Source organism: Streptomyces rhizoryzae (genome assembly GCF_023155275.1).
Lineage (GTDB): Bacteria > Actinomycetota > Actinomycetes > Streptomycetales > Streptomycetaceae > Streptomyces > Streptomyces rhizoryzae.
On the sequence record NZ_JALMUV010000029.1, the window covers coordinates 22,263 to 38,303 of the forward strand.

At 71.0% G+C, this 16,041-nt stretch carries 17 protein-coding genes; 4 read left to right on the forward strand and 13 right to left on the reverse strand.

All coding sequences use genetic code 11. The features are described 5' to 3' along the window. Position 1: 1 nt before the first annotated feature. Positions 2 to 757, forward strand: coding sequence for an ABC transporter permease (locus MUU72_RS22045; protein WP_248015081.1), 756 nt, complete (start codon positions 2 to 4; stop codon positions 755 to 757). 10 nt (positions 758 to 767) lie between these two features. Continuing rightward, a complete protein-coding gene (locus MUU72_RS22050; RefSeq protein ID WP_248015082.1) occupies positions 768 to 1,340 on the forward strand; it encodes a cob(I)yrinic acid a,c-diamide adenosyltransferase in 573 nt (190 codons plus the stop codon). Between the two features lie 21 nt (positions 1,341 to 1,361). Here MUU72_RS22050 and MUU72_RS22055 read toward each other — a convergent pair whose 3' ends face one another. Next, a complete protein-coding gene (locus MUU72_RS22055; RefSeq protein ID WP_248015083.1) occupies positions 1,362 to 1,952 on the reverse strand; it encodes a hypothetical protein in 591 nt (196 codons plus the stop codon). A gap of 250 nt (positions 1,953 to 2,202) precedes the next feature. On the opposite strand from MUU72_RS22055, the gene MUU72_RS22060 reads away from it, so the two are divergent. Together MUU72_RS22060 and MUU72_RS22065 are read left to right on the forward strand one after the other, a co-directional pair. After that, positions 2,203 to 3,432, forward strand: coding sequence for a sensor histidine kinase (locus tag MUU72_RS22060; RefSeq protein WP_248015084.1), 1,230 nt, complete (start codon positions 2,203 to 2,205; stop codon positions 3,430 to 3,432). Then, on the forward strand, positions 3,429 to 4,118 hold the full coding sequence (locus MUU72_RS22065; protein WP_248015085.1) for a response regulator: 690 nt from the start codon (positions 3,429 to 3,431) through the stop codon (positions 4,116 to 4,118). The genes MUU72_RS22060 and MUU72_RS22065 overlap by 4 nt, the downstream gene beginning before the upstream one ends. Positions 4,119 to 4,327: 209 nt before the next feature. On the opposite strand, the gene MUU72_RS22070 is transcribed toward MUU72_RS22065, so the two are convergent. The 12 genes from MUU72_RS22070 to glyA all read right to left on the reverse strand — a co-directional run bounded on the left by MUU72_RS22070 (position 4,328) and on the right by glyA (position 16,023). Continuing rightward, complete coding sequence (locus MUU72_RS22070; RefSeq protein ID WP_248015086.1) at positions 4,328 to 4,771, reverse strand: DUF2550 domain-containing protein; 444 nt, start codon at positions 4,769 to 4,771, stop codon at positions 4,328 to 4,330. A gap of 142 nt (positions 4,772 to 4,913) precedes the next feature. After that, positions 4,914 to 5,297, reverse strand: coding sequence for a F0F1 ATP synthase subunit epsilon (locus MUU72_RS22075; protein ID WP_066984149.1), 384 nt, complete (start codon positions 5,295 to 5,297; stop codon positions 4,914 to 4,916). A 108-nt stretch (positions 5,298 to 5,405) separates the two neighbouring features. After that, entirely contained in the window at positions 5,406 to 6,860 is a 1,455-nt protein-coding gene (atpD, locus tag MUU72_RS22080) for a F0F1 ATP synthase subunit beta (protein WP_248015087.1), read from the reverse strand. Between the two features lie 5 nt (positions 6,861 to 6,865). Next, entirely contained in the window at positions 6,866 to 7,789 is a 924-nt protein-coding gene (locus tag MUU72_RS22085; RefSeq protein ID WP_248015088.1) for a F0F1 ATP synthase subunit gamma, read from the reverse strand. Between the two features lie 20 nt (positions 7,790 to 7,809). Then, on the reverse strand, positions 7,810 to 9,399 hold the full coding sequence (gene atpA, locus MUU72_RS22090) for a F0F1 ATP synthase subunit alpha (protein ID WP_248015089.1): 1,590 nt from the start codon (positions 9,397 to 9,399) through the stop codon (positions 7,810 to 7,812). 210 nt (positions 9,400 to 9,609) lie between these two features. Then, positions 9,610 to 10,425 carry a F0F1 ATP synthase subunit delta gene (locus tag MUU72_RS22095; RefSeq protein WP_248015090.1) on the reverse strand — a complete coding sequence of 272 codons (816 nt, stop codon included), beginning with the start codon at positions 10,423 to 10,425 and terminating at the stop codon, positions 9,610 to 9,612. Further along, positions 10,422 to 10,985, reverse strand: coding sequence for a F0F1 ATP synthase subunit B (locus MUU72_RS22100; protein WP_248015091.1), 564 nt, complete (start codon positions 10,983 to 10,985; stop codon positions 10,422 to 10,424). Before MUU72_RS22100 ends, MUU72_RS22095 begins: the two co-directional genes overlap by 4 nt. A 43-nt stretch (positions 10,986 to 11,028) precedes the next feature. Next, complete coding sequence (gene atpE, locus MUU72_RS22105; RefSeq protein WP_248015092.1) at positions 11,029 to 11,298, reverse strand: ATP synthase F0 subunit C; 270 nt, start codon at positions 11,296 to 11,298, stop codon at positions 11,029 to 11,031. A 76-nt stretch (positions 11,299 to 11,374) separates the two neighbouring features. Continuing rightward, positions 11,375 to 12,169 carry a F0F1 ATP synthase subunit A gene (atpB, locus tag MUU72_RS22110; RefSeq protein ID WP_248015141.1) on the reverse strand — a complete coding sequence of 265 codons (795 nt, stop codon included), beginning with the start codon at positions 12,167 to 12,169 and terminating at the stop codon, positions 11,375 to 11,377. Positions 12,170 to 12,448: 279 nt separating this feature from the next. Beyond that, positions 12,449 to 12,886 carry a Cg1360 family ATP-synthase-associated protein gene (locus MUU72_RS22115; RefSeq protein WP_248015093.1) on the reverse strand — a complete coding sequence of 146 codons (438 nt, stop codon included), beginning with the start codon at positions 12,884 to 12,886 and terminating at the stop codon, positions 12,449 to 12,451. 287 nt (positions 12,887 to 13,173) lie between these two features. Continuing rightward, positions 13,174 to 14,505 carry an MraY family glycosyltransferase gene (locus MUU72_RS22120; protein WP_248015094.1) on the reverse strand — a complete coding sequence of 444 codons (1,332 nt, stop codon included), beginning with the start codon at positions 14,503 to 14,505 and terminating at the stop codon, positions 13,174 to 13,176. Positions 14,506 to 14,634: 129 nt separating this feature from the next. After that, positions 14,635 to 16,023, reverse strand: a complete 1,389-nt coding sequence (gene glyA / locus MUU72_RS22125; RefSeq protein ID WP_248015095.1) for a serine hydroxymethyltransferase — start codon at positions 16,021 to 16,023, stop codon at positions 14,635 to 14,637. Between the last annotated feature and the right edge of the window lie 18 nt (positions 16,024 to 16,041).

Sequence of the window (16,041 nt, forward strand, 5' to 3'; positions counted from 1 at the left end):
CATGTCCCCGCTGCTCACCGACACCGCACTGGTCTTCGGCCGCTACGCGCGGCAGACCCTGCGCTCCCGCCTCCAGATGCTCTTCGGCGTCCTGATGCCGCTGCTCTACCTGGTCTTCTTCGGCCCACTGCTGACGCGCCTGCCGCTGGCCGCGCCGGGCAGCTCCTGGCAGGTACTGGTCCCCGGCCTGCTGCTCCAACTCGCCCTGTTCGGCGCCTCGTTCTGCGGTTTCGGCATCATCGTCGAGAAGCAGTACGGCGTGGTGGAACGGATGCGGGTCACGCCCGTCAGCCGGCTCGCGCTGCTGCTGGGGCGGGTGCTGCGGGACGCGCTGCTCTTCGTCTTCCAGGCGGTGCTGCTGGTGCTGGCCGCGCTGGTGATGGGGCTGCGCGCACCGCTGGGCGGCATCCTCGCCGGCTTCGCCTTCGTCGCCGTCCTGGCCGCCGCCCTGGCCTCGCTGTCGTACGCGCTGGCCATGCGGGTGCGGCTGCCGCAGGAGTTCGGCCCGGTGATCAACGCCGTCACCATGCCGTCGATGCTGCTGTCCGGGCTGATGCTGCCGATGGCCCTGGCCCCCGGCTGGCTCGACGCGCTGTCCCACGTCATGCCGCTGCGCTACCTCGTCGACGCGGTGCGGGCCGCGTTCACCGGCGACTACGGCTCCCCGGCGGTGCTGCGCGGCGCGCTGGTCGCGGCCGGTTTCACGGCCCTGGCGATGGCGCTGGGGGCCCGCGCCTTCCGGCGGGCCGCGGCGTAGTCTCGCCCGTATGGTGAATCTGACCCGCATCTACACCCGTACCGGAGACAAGGGCACCACCGCGCTCGGCGACATGAGCCGGACCGCCAAGACCGACCGCCGGATCGCGGCCTACGCGGACGCCAACGAGGCCAACGCCGCGATCGGTGTCGCGCTGGCGCTGGGCTCGCTGCCCGAGGAGGTCGCCGCGGTGCTGCTGCGGGTGCAGAACGACCTCTTCGACGTCGGCGCCGACCTGTCGACGCCCGTGGTGGCGGACCCGGAGTTCCCGCCGCTGCGGGTCGAGCAGTCCTACATCGACAAGCTGGAGGCGGACTGCGACCGCTTCCTCGCCGGCCTGGAGAAGCTCCGCAGCTTCATCCTCCCCGGCGGCACACCCGGCGCCGCCCTGCTCCACCAGGCGTGCACCGTCGTCCGCCGCGCCGAGCGCTCCACCTGGGCGGCCATGGAGGAGCACGGCGAGACCATGAACCCGCTCACCGCCACGTACCTCAACCGCCTCTCCGACCTCCTGTTCATCCTCGCCCGGACGGCGAACAAGGAGGTCGGCGACGTCCTGTGGGTCCCGGGCGGCGAGCGCTGACCGGGGCCGGCCCGCCCGGACTCAGCGCAGCGACTTCTCGCCGGGCCGGGCCGCCGCCTCCTCCTCCTGGGGCGCGGTCCGGCCACCGGGGTCCTTCTTCTGCCAGATCAGGTACGTCAGCGCGATCACCCCGTGGATCATCACGATCTTCAGGCTCATCTGCTGCCAGCTGCGCAGCGAACTGGTGTCCCCGTCCGTCCCGACGTACCAGATCGCGCACTGGAGCAGCGCCGAGCCCACCGCGGCCATCACCACGGTGCGCACCCACAGCTTGAGTTCGTGCACGAAGCGCGCCATGCCGTACCGCTTGGCCGGGCGCGGGCCGCCGGCGAAGCGGTGCGCGAAGTGCCCGTCGAACCACTTGATCGTGTAGTGGCCGTAGGCGACGGTGTAGCCGATGTAGAGGGCGGCCAGGCCGTGCTTCCAGTCCGCGGCGGCCCCGTTCTTCAGGTCGATCGCGGTGACGATCAGCAGCGCCAGCTCCAGCAGCGGCTCCAGCAGCAGGACCGCCGCACCGGTCTTCGGCATCCGCGCCAGATAGCGCAGCGCCAGACCGGCGACCAGCAGCACCCAGAAGCCGACCTCGCAGGCGATGATCAGCGTGACGACCACGGCATGTCTCCTTTCCCGCCGCCCGGCGTCCGGGACGGCCCCGGGCTCCGGCCGCGCCGGACGAACGTTTCCAGCCTCCCAGCCGCCACCGCCCGCGGCCTCGTCACCGGCGACGATCCGGAGCTGCATCTTTCGATGTAGCCGCCGGTCACGGCCGGAGGAGGCGGGCCCGGGGCGGTCGGCCGGCCGCGGCGTAGCCGGTTGCCCCGAGGTGGCGGCACCCGGCGCCGGCGCCGTGTTTGATGGAGGGGTGACCGCCCCCTCCCCCACCGCGCCCGGCCGGCCGCACCGCCTCGACGTCCTCATCGCCGGCGGCGGGCTGTCCGTGGGAGTGCTGCTGTGGGCGCTGGGCCTGCACGGCGGTCCGCCGCTGTTCGGCCTGCCCGGGCCGCTGACCCTGCTGGCGCTCACCATCATGGCGGCCGCGGAACTGCTGCGCCGCACCGCCCCGTTGACCGCGCTGGCCCTCGCGCTGCCGGCGCTCGTCCTGGACATCTGCACCGGCACCCTGGTGGCGACCGTCCTGATGTTCACCGACGTCGTCTACGCGGCGGTGCTCTACGGACCGCCGTCCGCGGCCCGCCGGCTCCCGGTGCACTCCGCGCTGGTCACGGTGCTGGCCACCGTCGTCACCGCGGCGGTCTGGCACAGCCCGCAGGTGGTGCTGGTCGGCATCGGCATCGCACTGATCACCATGGCCCCGGCCTGGACCGGCGTGATCACCCGCAACCACCGGGACGCCGCGCAGACCGCCCGGCTGCGCGCCGAACAGACCGCGCTGCTGGCCGAGATGGACCGCACCCAGGCCGTCGCCGGCGAACGTGCCCGGATGGCCCGCGAACTGCACGACCTGGTCGCCAACCACCTGTCCGCGATCGCCATCCACGCCACCGCCGCGCAGACCATCGACGACCCGCCCGCGACCCGCGCCGCGCTCGGCGTCATCCGGGAGAACAGCGTCCAGGGCCTGGCCGAAATGCGCCGCCTCATCGGCCTGCTGCGCGACCCGGAAGCCACCGCGGGCGAGGAACCGGCCGCCACCCCGACCCTGGACGGCCTGGAGGCCCTGGTCGAACAGGCCCGGGCCAACGGCGCCGCCAGCGGCCTGTCGTTCACCCTGGACGACGCCCGGCGTCCGGCCGGGCCGGGCGAGCCGAAACCACCCGCCCCGGTCGGCCTGGCCGCGTACCGCATCGTCCAGGAGTCGCTGACCAACGCCCTCAAGCACGCCGCGCCCGGCGAGGTCCTGGTACGGATCGCCGACGCGCCGGGCGGGGCGCTCACCGTCACCGTCCGCAGCCCGTACGCCGACCGGCCGGGGCCGCGCGCGCCCGGCTCCGGCGCCGGACTGGTCGGCATGCGGGAGCGGATCGCCCTGCTGGGCGGGGAGTTCGAGGCCGGCCCGGCAGGCGGGCCGGACGGAAGAGTCTGGCTGGTCCGGGCAGCGCTGCCCGCGACCGGGGAGGAAGAACAACGATGACAGGTGCCGCCGCGCAGCCGATCCGGGTCCTCGTCGCCGAGGACCAGTCCGCCGTACGGGCCGGGCTGGTCCTCATCCTGCGCTCGGCGCCCGACATCGAGGTGGTGGGGGAGGCGGTGGACGGCGAGGAGGCCGTCCGCCTGGCCGGCGCATTGCGCCCGGACCTGGTCCTGATGGACATCCAGATGCCGCGCCTGGACGGAGTCTCGGCGACCCGCCGGATCACCGAGGGGGAGCTGGCCGACGTCCTGGTGCTGACCACTTTCGACCTGGACGAGTACGTCTTCGGCGCGCTGCGCGCGGGCGCCGCCGGCTTCCTGCTCAAGGACAGCGACGCGGCCTCGCTGCTGACCGCGGTGCGGACGGTGGCGGCCGGCGAGGGGCTGATCGCGCCGGCGGTGACCCGGCGGCTGATCGCCGAGTTCGCCCGGCCCCGCCCGGCGGCCCGGCCGCCCCGCGACCGCACCGCCCCCGACCCGTCGGTCCTGGACGCCCTGACCCCCCGGGAACGGGAGGTGCTCGGCTGCCTGGGCCAGGGTCTGTCGAACGCCGATATCGCCCTGCGCCTGGCGATGGCGGAGGCCACCGTGAAGACCCACGTCAGCCGGCTGCTGGCCAAGCTGGAACTGCGCAGCCGCGTACAGGCGGCCGTCCTGGCACAGGAGTTGGGGGTCGACGGCCCGTAAGGGGGGGTCGAACGGATGCCGTAGGGGTCCAAAGCGCCCCCTTCGGGGCCTCAACGAGCGGCGGGCGGCCGCTGTTCCCGGAACCGCCCGCCACCGGCCCGCCCCGCGCCGGCCACCACCGACCGACTCCGGCGAGCCGGGGACGTTTCCGGCCACCGCCCGACCGGCTCCGGCACACTCCGACCGCCGGTGTCCGCGCCCCGACGAGGTCAGGCCACGTTGACGCGCTGCCCCGGAGGGGCCGCCTCCAGCCAAGCCAGGAAGCCGGTGAGGGCGTCCTCGCTCATCGCCAGTTCGACGCGGATGCCGTCGTGGCCGCAGGCCAGCACGATGGAGTCGGAGAGCAGGGCGAGTTCCTCCTCGCCCTGGGGGGTGCGGCGCTCCAGCACTTCGATGGCGGAGCGCTCCAGCAGGCGGCGGGGCCGGGGCGCGTACGAGAACACCCGGAACCACTCGATCCGGTCGCCGTTGTACCGCGCCACGCCGTAGATCCAGCCCTTGCCGCTGGGCTCGTCCTCCGGCACGTTCCAGCGCAGGCTGCAGTCGAAGGTGCCGCCGGACCGCTGGATGAGCCGCCGCCTCAGTCCGAAGACGAACAGCCCCAGCAGCACCAGCAGCACGACCGCGCCGCTCACGAGCAGAGCGAGGACCATCTCGACCGACCTCCTCGCCTCGGTGGGGTACCCCCGGACGCGAGCCCGGGGCGGGGAAACGCACCTGCATTGCCTCAGCCGCGGACCGCTCCGGAAGTCCGGGCGGCCCGCGGCTGAGGATCGATCTCGTCGGTGACGGGGCTCAGTGAACGCCCGCCACCGCACGCAGCCGGACATCGGCGCGGCGCTCGGCGGCCGCGTCGGCCTCCGACTTCGCCCGCTCCAGTGCCCGCTCCGCGCGCTGGACATCGATCTCGTCCGACAGTTCGGCGATCTCCGCGAGCAGAGACAGCTTGTTGTCGGCGAACGAGATGAAGCCGCCGTGCACCGCGGCGACGACGGTGCCGTCGCCGCTCTCGCCGGTCGTACGGATCGTCACCGGGCCCGACTGCAGCACGCCGAGCAGCGGCTGGTGTCCGGGCATGACGCCGATGTCGCCCGACGAGGTGCGCGCGACGACCAGGCTGGCCTCGCCGGACCAGACCTGCCGGTCCGCGGCGACCAACTCGACGTGCAGCTCAGCCACGATGGCTCCTCGGGTCTCCACCTGCCGGGTACGGCAGATGCTGGGTCAAATACTAGTGGTCGTACGGGCCGGGGACGGCCAGGGCCGCCCCCGGTCCGGGAGCACGGGTCAGGAGACGCCAAGCTCCTTGGCGTTCTTCTTGAGGTCCTCGAGACCACCGCACATGAAGAACGCCTGCTCCGGGAAGTGGTCGAACTCGCCGTCGGCGATCGCGTTGAAGGCCGCGATCGACTCGTCCAGCGGCACGTCCGAGCCGTCGACACCGGTGAACTGCTTCGCCACGTGGGTGTTCTGCGACAGGAAGCGCTCGATCCGGCGGGCGCGGTAGACCGTGAGCCGGTCCTCCTCGCTGAGCTCGTCCATACCCAGGATGGAGATGATGTCCTGGAGGTCCTTGTACTTCTGCAGGATCGACTTCACGCGCGAGGCGCAGTCGTAGTGGTCCTGCGAGATGTAGCGCGGGTCCAGGATCCGGGACGTCGAGTCCAGCGGGTCGACCGCCGGGTAGATGCCCTTCTCCGAGATCGGACGCGACAGAACGGTGGTCGCGTCCAGGTGGGCGAAGGTGGTCGCCGGGGCCGGGTCGGTCAGGTCGTCCGCGGGGACGTAGATCGCCTGCATCGAGGTGATCGAGTGACCGCGGGTCGAGGTGATGCGCTCCTGGAGCAGACCCATCTCGTCGGCGAGGTTCGGCTGGTAACCCACCGCGGACGGCATGCGGCCGAGCAGGGTGGAGACCTCGGAACCGGCCTGGGTGAAGCGGAAGATGTTGTCGATGAAGAACAGCACGTCCTGCTTCTGGACGTCGCGGAAGTACTCGGCCATGGTCAGGCCGGCCAGCGCGACGCGCAGACGGGTGCCCGGGGGCTCGTCCATCTGACCGAAGACCAGAGCGGTCTTGTCGATGACGCCCGAGTCGGTCATCTCCTCGATGAGGTCGTTGCCCTCACGGGTGCGCTCACCGACACCGGCGAACACGGAGACACCGTCGTGGTTGTTGGCGACACGGTAGATCATCTCCTGGATGAGCACCGTCTTGCCGACGCCGGCGCCGCCGAACAGGCCGATCTTGCCGCCCTTGACGTACGGGGTCAGCAGGTCGATGACCTTGATGCCGGTCTCGAACATCTCGGTCTTCGACTCGAGCTGGTCGAAGGACGGGGCCTTGCGGTGGATCGCCCAGCGCTCGGTGACCTCGGAGGTCGCCTCCGGCTTGTTGAGGATCTCGCCGAGGGTGTTGAACACCTTGCCCTTGGTGACGTCGCCGACGGGCACCATGATGCCGTTGCCGGTGTCGGTCACCGGGGCCTGGCGGACCAGGCCGTCGGTGGGCTGCATGGAGATGGCCCGGACCAGGCCCTCGCCCAGGTGCTGCGCGACCTCCAGGGTCAGCGTCTTCGTCTTGCCCTTCTCGGCGGGGTCGATGACCTCGACGGTGAGGGCGTTGTAGATGTCCGGCATCGCGTCGACGGGGAACTCCACGTCGACGACCGGGCCGATGACCCGCGAGACGCGGCCGGAGGCCACGCCGGCAGGAGCGGTCGGCTCAACAGTGGTGGTCATAGTTGTCAGTCACTCCCCGCGGTCGCGTCGGCCAGCGCGGCACTGCCACCGACGATCTCGCTGATTTCCTGGGTGATTTCGGCCTGGCGGGCCGCGTTGGCAAGCCGCGAGAGCGACTTGATGAGCTCTTCCGCGTTGTCGGTCGCCGACTTCATCGCGCGCCGGGTGGCGGCGTGCTTGGAGGCGGCGGCCTGGAGCAGCGCGTTGTAGATCCGCGACTCCACGTACCGCGGCAGCAGGGCGTCGAGGACGTCCTCCGCCGACGGCTCGAAGTCGAAGAGCGGGAGGATCTCGCCCGTCGCCTTCCCGCCGGACTCCGCGCCCTCCGCCGTGTCCAGGGACAGCGGCAGCAGGCGGTCGTCCACTGCGGTCTGCGTCATCATCGAGATGAACTCGGTGAAGACGATGTGGAGTTCGTCCACGCCGCCGTCGGCGGTGTCCTTCTGGACGGCCTCGATCAGCGGTGCGGCGATCCGCTTGGCGTCGGCGTAGGTCGGGTTGTCGGTGAAGCCCGTCCACGACTCCACGACCTTGCGCTCGCGGAAGCTGTAGTAGGACACCCCCTTGCGGCCGACGATGTAGGCGTCGACCTCCTTGCCCTCGGCCTTGAGCCGCGCGGTGAGCTGGTCCGCGGCCTTGATGACGTTGGAGGAGTAGGCGCCGGCCAGACCGCGGTCGCTCGTGATGAGCAGCAGCGCGGCGCGGGTCGGCTTCTCCGCCTCGGTCGTCAGCGGGTGCTGGGTGTTCGAACCCGTGGCAACCGCGGTCACCGCGCGGGTCAGTTCACCGGCGTACGGTGTCGATGCCGCCACCTGGCGCTGCGCCTTGACGACGCGCGAGGCGGCGATCATCTCCATCGCCCTGGTGATCTTCTTGGTCGCGGAGACGGAGCGGATGCGACGCTTGTAGACCCGGAGCGTGGCTCCCATGGATCAGGTCCCTTCCGTCGTCACTTGGCGGTGGCCGGGGTGTCCTCGCCGAGCAGCTTGCCGTCCGAGGTCTCGAACTGCCGCTTGAAGGCGTCGACGGCGTCCGAGATGGCACCGATGGTGTCATCGGACATCTTGGCGCCCTCGCGGATGCTGGTCAGCAGGTCCTTCTTCTCCCGGTGGAGGTGGTCCAGGAGCTCCCGCTCGAAGCGGCGGATGTCCTGCACCGGCACGTCGTCCATCTTGCCGTTGGTGCCGGCCCAGATGGAGACGACCTGGTCCTCGGTGGCCATCGGGGCGTACTGCTCCTGCTTGAGCAGCTCGGTCATCCGCTTGCCGCGCTCCAGCTGCTGCTTGGAGGCCGCGTCCAGGTCGGAACCGAAGGCGGCGAACGCCTCCAGCTCGCGGTACTGGGCGAGGTCGACGCGGAGCCGGCCGGACACCTGGCGGATGGCCTTGTGCTGGGCCGAGCCACCGACGCGGGAGACCGAGATACCGACGTTCAGCGCCGGACGCTGGTTGGCGTTGAACAGGTCCGACTCCAGGAAGCACTGGCCGTCGGTGATGGAGATGACGTTGGTCGGGATGAACGCCGAGACGTCGTTGGCCTTGGTCTCGACGATCGGCAGACCCGTCATCGAACCGGCGCCCATGTCGTCGGAGAGCTTGGCGCAGCGCTCCAGCAGACGCGAGTGCAGGTAGAAGACGTCGCCCGGGTACGCCTCACGGCCCGGCGGGCGGCGCAGCAGCAGGGACACGGCGCGGTAGGCGTCGGCCTGCTTCGAGAGGTCGTCGAAGACGATCAGGACGTGCTTGCCCTGGTACATCCAGTGCTGGCCGATGGCCGAGCCGGTGTAGGGCGCGAGGTACTTGAAGCCCGCCGGGTCGGACGCCGGGGCGGCGACGATGGTGGTGTACTCCAGGGCGCCGGCCTCCTCCAGCGCGCCGCGGACGGACGCGATGGTGGAGCCCTTCTGGCCGATGGCGACGTAGATGCAGCGGACCTGCTTCTTGGGGTCGCCGGAGCGCCAGTTGTCGCGCTGGTTGATGATCGTGTCGACGGCCAGCGCGGTCTTGCCGGTCTGGCGGTCGCCGATGATCAGCTGACGCTGGCCGCGGCCGATCGGGACCATGGAGTCGACGGCCTTGTAGCCGGTCTCCATGGGCTCGTGGACCGACTTGCGGACCATGACGCCGGGAGCCTGAAGCTCCAGGGCGCGGCGGCCCTCGGTCTCGATCTCGCCGAGACCGTCGATCGGGTTGCCCAGCGGGTCGACGACGCGGCCGAGGTAGCCCTCGCCCACGGCGACCGAGAGCACCTCACCGGTGCGCTGCACCGGCTGGCCCTGCTCGATGCCGCTGAACTCACCGAGGATGACCGCACCGATCTCGCGCTCTTCCAGGTTCAGCGCGAGACCGAGCGTGCCGTCCTCGAACTTCAGCAGTTCGTTCGCCATCGTCGAGGGAAGGCCCTCGACCTTCGCGATGCCGTCGCCGGCCTCGCTGACCGTCCCGACCTCTTCGCGCGAGGCCGCGTCCGGCTTGTACGCCTGGACGAAGTTCTCCAGTGCGTCCCGGATCTCCTCCGGCCGGATCGTGAGCTCCGCCATCTGGGTTCCCTGCTCTCCTTGTTGGGCCCGAAGTTACGTGCGGGCGTTCCGGGGGCGTCTCCCCCGGGGTTTCCGCTTACGGCCCAACTCGGGCCGCCGTCATGCTTGTGCTGTTCTCCGGGGCGTCGTCCGGACCACGGCCGGACCTTCGAGGTCCGGCGGGTCCGGGTTCCGGCCGCCGGGTGTGCAGCTCTTGAGTTGGTGGCTGGGTCAGCCGGCCATCCGCCGGCCCGCCTCGTCGAGGCGCTCGGCGATGGTCCCGTTGATGACCTCGTCGCCGATCCGGACCTGGACGCCGCCGAGGACCGCGGGGTCCACGTCGAGGTTCAGGTGGATCTGCCGGCCGTACAGCTTGGCCAGTGCGGCGCCGAGGCGCTGCCGCTGTCCGTCGCTGAGCGGTACCGCGGAGGTGACCACCGCGACCATGCGGTCCCGGCGGGCCGCCGCCAGCTTGGAGAGGGCGTCGAGCCCTGCCTCCAGGCTACGGCCCCGCGGCTGTGCGACAAGGCGGATCACCAGCCGCTCGGTGACCGGGTTGGCCCGGCCGCCCAGCAGCGTGCGCAGCAGGTCCGTCTTGGCGGACACCGCCGCGTTCCGGTCCGTCAGCGCCCGGCGGAGCTCGCCGCTGCCCGCGATGATCCGGCCGAACCGGAACAGCTCGTCCTCGACGTCGTCCAGGCGGCCGTCCCGCTGCGCCGCCACGAGGTCGGCGCTGTAGGCCAGCTCCTCCAGCGCGTCCGGCAGGTCGCGGGAGCGCGACCAGCGGGCCCGGACCATGCCGGTCACCAGGTCGAGGGTGCTCCCGCCGACCTGGCCGCCGAGCAGCCGCCCGGCCAGCTCGGCCCGCGCCTCGCCGGGCTGCGCCGGGTCGGTGAGGACCCGACGCAACGAGACCTCGCGGTCGAGCAGAGCGGTGACGGCAGCCAGCTCCTCGGCGAGCGTCGCGGCGTCGACGGAGGTGCTGTCCGTCAGCGCGTTGAACCGCTCGCGTGCGGAGGCGAGTGCCTCGCGGCTCGCTCCATTCATCGGCCGGCCTCAGCCTTCGTCGCGTCCGACTCCGCCTTGGCCTCGAGCTCGTCGAGGAAGCGGTCGATGGTCCGGCTCTGCCGCGCGTGGTCCTCCAGGGACTCGCCGACGAGCTTGCCGGCCAGGTCGGTGGCGAGCTTGCCCACGTCCTGGCGCAGCGACTGGGCGGCCGCCTTGCGGTCCGCCGCGATCTGGGCGTGGCCGGCGGCGATGATCTCCTCACGCTGCCGCTGGCCCTCGGCGCGCATCTCGGCGATGAGCGTCGCGCCCTGCTCCTGCGCCTCCTGACGCAGGCGCGCGGCCTCGTGGCGGGCGTCGGCGAGCTGGGCCCGGTAGTCCGCGAGAACCTGCTGGGCCTCGGCCTGAGTCGCCTCGGCATCCTCGATCCGGCCTTCGATCTGCGCCCGGCGCTCGTCCAGAACCTTGTTGATGTTCGGGAGGAGCTTCTTGGCGAGGAAGCCGAAGACGATGAAGAAAGCGATCAGGCCGATGACCAGCTCCGGAATCGGCGGGATCAGGGGGTTCTCGGGAACCTCCGCCGCCAAGTTCAGGGCGTTCACATCAGTGCCTTCCGTCTGAATGGATAGTCGATGCGGCTTCGGTTTACTTGTAGACGAAGCCCATGACGATGCCGATCAGGGCGAGCGCCTCACAGAAGGCGAAACCCATCATCTGGTTGGTGCGGATCAGGCCGGCGGCCTCGGGCTGGCGGGCCAGGGCCTGGGTGCCGTTACCGAAGATGATGCCGACGCCGACGCCGGGGCCGATGGCGGCGAGGCCGTAACCGATCGCGGCGACGTTGCCGACCACCGTGGTCTTGGCGGAGTCGCCGGCGGCGGCGAGGTGGTTGACCATCTCGAGAGCAGCGGACATGCCGTTACTTCCTTCTCGTTTCACGTACCGGTGGGGGTTGGCCACCGGACAGCTGTTGGGTGGGAGGCGAGGGTGCTCAGTGGTGCTCGGCGAGCGCGCCCTGGACGTAATTGCAGGCCAGGAGGACGAAGATGTACGCCTGGATGGCCTGGATGAACAGCTCGAAGGCCGTCATCAGGATGGTCATGAGGAACGAGGCGCCGGCGTAGGCGAAGCCGATGCCGTTCAGCAGGTACCAGCTCGCGACGGTGAACATCACGATCAGCAGGTGGCCCGCGAACATGTTCGCGAAGAGTCGGACCGCGTGGGTGAACGGCCGGATGATCAGGTTCGAGAGGAGCTCGATGACCATCAGCAGCGGCAGGACCCAGCCGAGCGACTTGTCATAGCCGGTGAAGTTCTTGAAGGCGCCGACGAAGCCGTGCTTCTTGAAGGTGAGGAAGACCCACAGGATGTAGACGAGCGCGGCGAGGCCGGCCGGGAAGGCGATGATGCCGGTCACCGGGAACTGGGCGACCGGGATGATCGACCAGAGGTTCATGATCCACACGAAGAAGAACAGCGAGACCATGAAGGGGACGTACTTGTCGCCCTCCTTCTTCCCCAGCGCGTCGTAGACGAGCCCGCGGCGCACGAAGTCATACCCCGCCTCGCCGATCATCTGGAGCTTTCCGGGAACGACCTTGGCCCGGCCGAATGCAGCCCAGAAGAACCACACCACGACGACCGTGCTGAGCAGAGCCAGCAGCATCGGCTTGTTGAACTCGAAGCCGCCGATGGTGAAGAGCGGCTCGAAGACGAAGTTATGAAGCCCGGGAGCATCAAAGCCGCACCCGGAAAAGATGTGGCAGTCGGTCTCGAAGGCGAGCATCGTTTCAGCACTCACCGCGAGCTCCTTCAGCGTGGCGCATGGGTACGGCAACCTCGTTGTGTCGGCGCGGCGTTGAACCACGGAGCGGCACTGGACTGGTGTTACGGATTAGGGGGCGGCTGGTCGGCGCGGGGCCGGACCGGATCACAGGCATCGGCCGCGAGAACGTCCCGTTCCTTCTCGGAGACTTCGGGAGCTCAGCCGCCTGCGCCATCTGCGCCGCAGTTGGCACCGGACGATAGCAGGCCCGCATGAGGCCGTTTATCTCGGCCCTACGTGTCACGTCGGTGACCCCGCCGTCTCCGCCGCCTTGGCCTCCGCGGAGTCGGGATCCACGTACAGGATCTTCGCCTTCATATGGCCGCGCGTCTGGGCGGCGATCCATACGAGCGTGGTGGCGAGCAGCGTGAACGCAAATGCCTTGGTGTCGAAGAGCGTTGTGTCCTTGAAGGCGATGAGGAACACCAACACGAACAGAATCTGCACGGTGTACAGCAGCAGGCCCATCATCTGGAACAGCTGCGGAAGCTTCTTCGCGGTCTGCTGGAGGACGACGAGTCCGGCCCCCATCACCAGCACCACCAGCGCGGTGCCGACGACGGCACCGATCGCCCCCGTCGCGCCCGCGACGACACCGCTCACGGCGACGGCGAGGGCGCCGGCGGCAAGGGTGGGCACGACGGCGTGGAGGAGTAGTCGGGCGTCATTCGACTGCATGGTGGCGCTCCGGCAATGGGTGGGGGTGTGTCGTCAGGGACGAGCGTAGACCCGGCCCGAGGATGAACCTGGGGCCAATGGACCGTCGCACTACGGTCCTTCGGCTCTGTCACCGGGTTTCGTGAACGGTATCACAAACTATTTGATGAGGTCTTTACCTGGTTCGTGTGGATCCTGTCACACGTGAGAGTGAAGCCGCACATAGGTGCACTGACGGCCTGCGGATTGTCTGGTATGGGGTCAACGATCCCGATTCTCGGCACCCTTGCGGGCGACCGCGGGACGCCTCAGTGATGACTCCCCGCCTTGCGGCGGTCCACGAAGCGTGACCGGTCGCCGATCGCGGTGGCACCGTGGATCCCGGCCGGAACCGCCGTCCGGCGCTCCTCCCCCGGCTCGCCGCCGGCCTCCACGGACGGCCCGCCGGCCGCCGGTTCGCGGACCACCCGGCGGTACCGCGGCGGCACCAGCCGCTGGGCCCACAGCGGGGCGCGCGGGGTGAACCGCGGCAGCAGGAGCAGCACCAGGCCCACCGCGCTGAGCAGCACGATGCCCAGGACGATCCACATGCTGGCGTCGTTCGCCGAGTACGCCACCGCGCCGAACGCGATCAGCGCCGACCAGAAGTACATGATCAGTACCGCGCGGCTGTGGGAATGGCCGATCTCCAACAGCCGGTGGTGCAGGTGCCCGCGGTCCGCGGCGAACGGCGACTGGCCCTGCCAGGTCCGCCGCACAATGGCCAGAAACAGGTCGGCGACCGGCACCGCGATGATCGTCAGCGGCAGCAGCAGCGGGATGTAGACCGGCACCATCGCGTGGGTCGCCTCACGCAGACCGCCCGCCTTCTGGTTGAGCAGGTCGGGGTCGACCTGACCGGTCAGCGAGACCGCCCCGGCCGCCATCACCAGGCCGATCAGCATGGAACCGGAGTCGCCCATGAAGATCCGCGCCGGGTGCATGTTGTGCGGCAGGAAGCCCAGGCACATGCCCATCAGGACGACCGAGAACAGGGTGGCGGGCGCCGCCGCCTCGATGCCGTAACCGAACCAGAGCCGGTACGTGTACATGAAGAACGCGGCCGCGGCGATGCAGACCATGCCGGAGGCCAGGCCGTCCAGGCCGTCGACGAAGTTCACCGCGTTGATGGTGATCACGACCAGCGCGACGGTCAGCAGCGTGCCCTGCATCGGGGTCAGCGCGACCGTGCCGATACCGGGGACCGGCAGGTAGAGGATCGTCAGGCCCTGGAGGACCATGACGCCCGCGGCGATCATCTGGCCGCCCAGCTTGACCAGCGCGTCCACGCCCCACTTGTCGTCCAGGACGCCGAGGATCCAGATCAGTGCGGCGCCGGAGAGCAGGGCCCGCGGCTCGTTCGTCTCGAAGACGCTCTTGAGGTTGGTCAGGTGCCCGGCCACCAGCAGCCCCGCGCACAGCCCGCCGAACATCGCGATGCCGCCCAGCCGCGGCGTCGGCTCGCGGTGCACGTCACGCGCGCGGATCTCCGGCATCGCACCGGCCGCGATCGCGAACTTCCGCACCGGACCGGTCAGCAGGTAGGTCACCGCGGCAGTGACGCACAGCGTCAGCAGGTATTCACGCACGGGCTGCCCCATCGAGATAGCTGGCCATCACAGCCCCACACCTTATGCGTGTCCGGCCCCGGGCCGTGAACACAGGGGAATACGGAGGAGGACGCGGTCACCGCGCGGACGGTTCCGGGACCGCCCGCGCCGGGGCGGAAATCAGCCCTGTTCCGGGTAGGGCGGGAACCGGCCGACCAGCCCGGCGACCGCCGCGCGCACCGACCCGTCCTCCCGCAGCGCCGCCCCGATCAGCTCGGCGATCCGGTGCATCTCGGCCACCCCCATCCCCTGGGTGGTCACCGCGGCGGTGCCCAGCCGGATGCCGGTCGGCCAGCCGCCGCCCGCCCCCGGGGCCGCGGCGCGCGGCAGCGCGCAGGTGTCCAGGACGATCCCGGCGGCCGCCAGCCGGCCGCGCGCGGTGCGCGCCTCCACGCCCAGCGGCCCGGTGTCCGCGGTGATCAGGTGGGTGTCGGTGCCGCCGGTGGTGACGGCCAGGCCCTCCGCGGCCAGCGCCCCGGCCAGCGCCCGGGCGTTGGCGACGACCTGCTGGGCGTAGGCGCGGAACGCCGGGGTGGCGGCCTCCGCGAAGGCCACCGCCTTGGCGGCGACCGCGTTCATCTGGGCGCCGCCCTGGGTGAACGGGAACACCGCCCGGTCGATCCGCTCGGCCAGCCGCGCCCGGCACAGGAGCATCCCGCCGCGCGGCCCGCGCAGCACCTTGTGGGTGGTCGCGCACACCACGTCGGCGTACGGCACCGGGCTGGGCGCCGCGCCGCCGGCGATCAGCCCCATGGGGTGCGCCACATCGGCGATCAGGTACGCGCCGGTCTCGTCGGCGATGTCGCGGAACGCGGCGTAGTCGAGGTGGCGCGGATAGGAGATCGAGCCGCAGACCAGCGCCTTGGGCCGCCGGGCCCGGGCCAGCGCGCGCAGCGCGTCGTAGTCCACCAGTCCGGTCGCGGCGTCGACGCCGTAGCCGGCGAAGTCGAACCAGCGGCCGGAGAAGTTGGCCGGTGAGCCGTGGGTGAGGTGGCCGCCGTGCGGCAGGGACATGGCCAGCACGGTGTCCCCCGGGCGCAGCAGCGCGGCGTAGGCGGCCAGGACGGCCGAAGACCCCGAGTGGGACTGGACGTTGGCGTGCTCGGCGCCGAACAGGGCCTTGGCGCGCTCCACCGCGATCCGCTCGGCGAGGTCGACGATCTCGCAGCCGCCGTGGTGCCGGGCGCCCGGGTAGCCCTCGGCGTACTTGTTGCCGAGCGGGGAGCCGAGGGCGGCCAGGACCGCGGGCGAGGCGAAGTTCTCGGCGGCGATGAGCTGGAGGCCCTCGCTCTGCCGGGCGCTCTCCGCGAGCAGCACCCCGGCGATCTCGGGGTCCTCGTGCAGCAGCGCGGCGAAGTCCGGTGAGCCGGGCGGGCGGGTGACCTCGTCGCGGGCGGCGGTGCGCGCCCGCTCCTGGGCGGTCTCGGCCGCGGCGGCGGCCCGGGGCCCGGCGGCCTGGGCGCGGCCGGCCGGGGACGTGCGGCGGGATGACGCGGTGGTGGCGGGCATCGCTGGCTCCGGGCCTCG

Excerpts from the sequence above, each read along its gene's own strand:
- MUU72_RS22050 (WP_248015082.1), top strand. The coding sequence starts at position 768 with ATGGTGAATCTGACCCGCATCTACACCCGTACCGGAGACAAGGGCACC.
- atpE (WP_248015092.1), bottom strand. The coding sequence starts at position 11,298 with ATGTCCGCTGCTCTCGAGATGGTCAACCACCTCGCCGCCGCCGGCGAC.
- MUU72_RS22120 (WP_248015094.1), bottom strand. The coding sequence starts at position 14,505 with ATGGGGCAGCCCGTGCGTGAATACCTGCTGACGCTGTGCGTCACTGCC.
- atpD (WP_248015087.1), bottom strand. The coding sequence starts at position 6,860 with ATGACCACCACTGTTGAGCCGACCGCTCCTGCCGGCGTGGCCTCCGGC.
- MUU72_RS22070 (WP_248015086.1), bottom strand. The coding sequence starts at position 4,771 with ATGGTCCTCGCTCTGCTCGTGAGCGGCGCGGTCGTGCTGCTGGTGCTG.
- MUU72_RS22065 (WP_248015085.1), top strand. The coding sequence starts at position 3,429 with ATGACAGGTGCCGCCGCGCAGCCGATCCGGGTCCTCGTCGCCGAGGAC.
- atpB (WP_248015141.1), bottom strand. The coding sequence starts at position 12,169 with ATGCTCGCCTTCGAGACCGACTGCCACATCTTTTCCGGGTGCGGCTTT.
- MUU72_RS22115 (WP_248015093.1), bottom strand. The coding sequence starts at position 12,886 with ATGCAGTCGAATGACGCCCGACTACTCCTCCACGCCGTCGTGCCCACC.
- glyA (WP_248015095.1), bottom strand. The coding sequence starts at position 16,023 with ATGCCCGCCACCACCGCGTCATCCCGCCGCACGTCCCCGGCCGGCCGC.
- MUU72_RS22085 (WP_248015088.1), bottom strand. The coding sequence starts at position 7,789 with ATGGGAGCCACGCTCCGGGTCTACAAGCGTCGCATCCGCTCCGTCTCC.
- MUU72_RS22045 (WP_248015081.1), top strand. The coding sequence starts at position 2 with ATGTCCCCGCTGCTCACCGACACCGCACTGGTCTTCGGCCGCTACGCG.
- MUU72_RS22095 (WP_248015090.1), bottom strand. The coding sequence starts at position 10,425 with ATGAATGGAGCGAGCCGCGAGGCACTCGCCTCCGCACGCGAGCGGTTC.
- atpA (WP_248015089.1), bottom strand. The coding sequence starts at position 9,399 with ATGGCGGAGCTCACGATCCGGCCGGAGGAGATCCGGGACGCACTGGAG.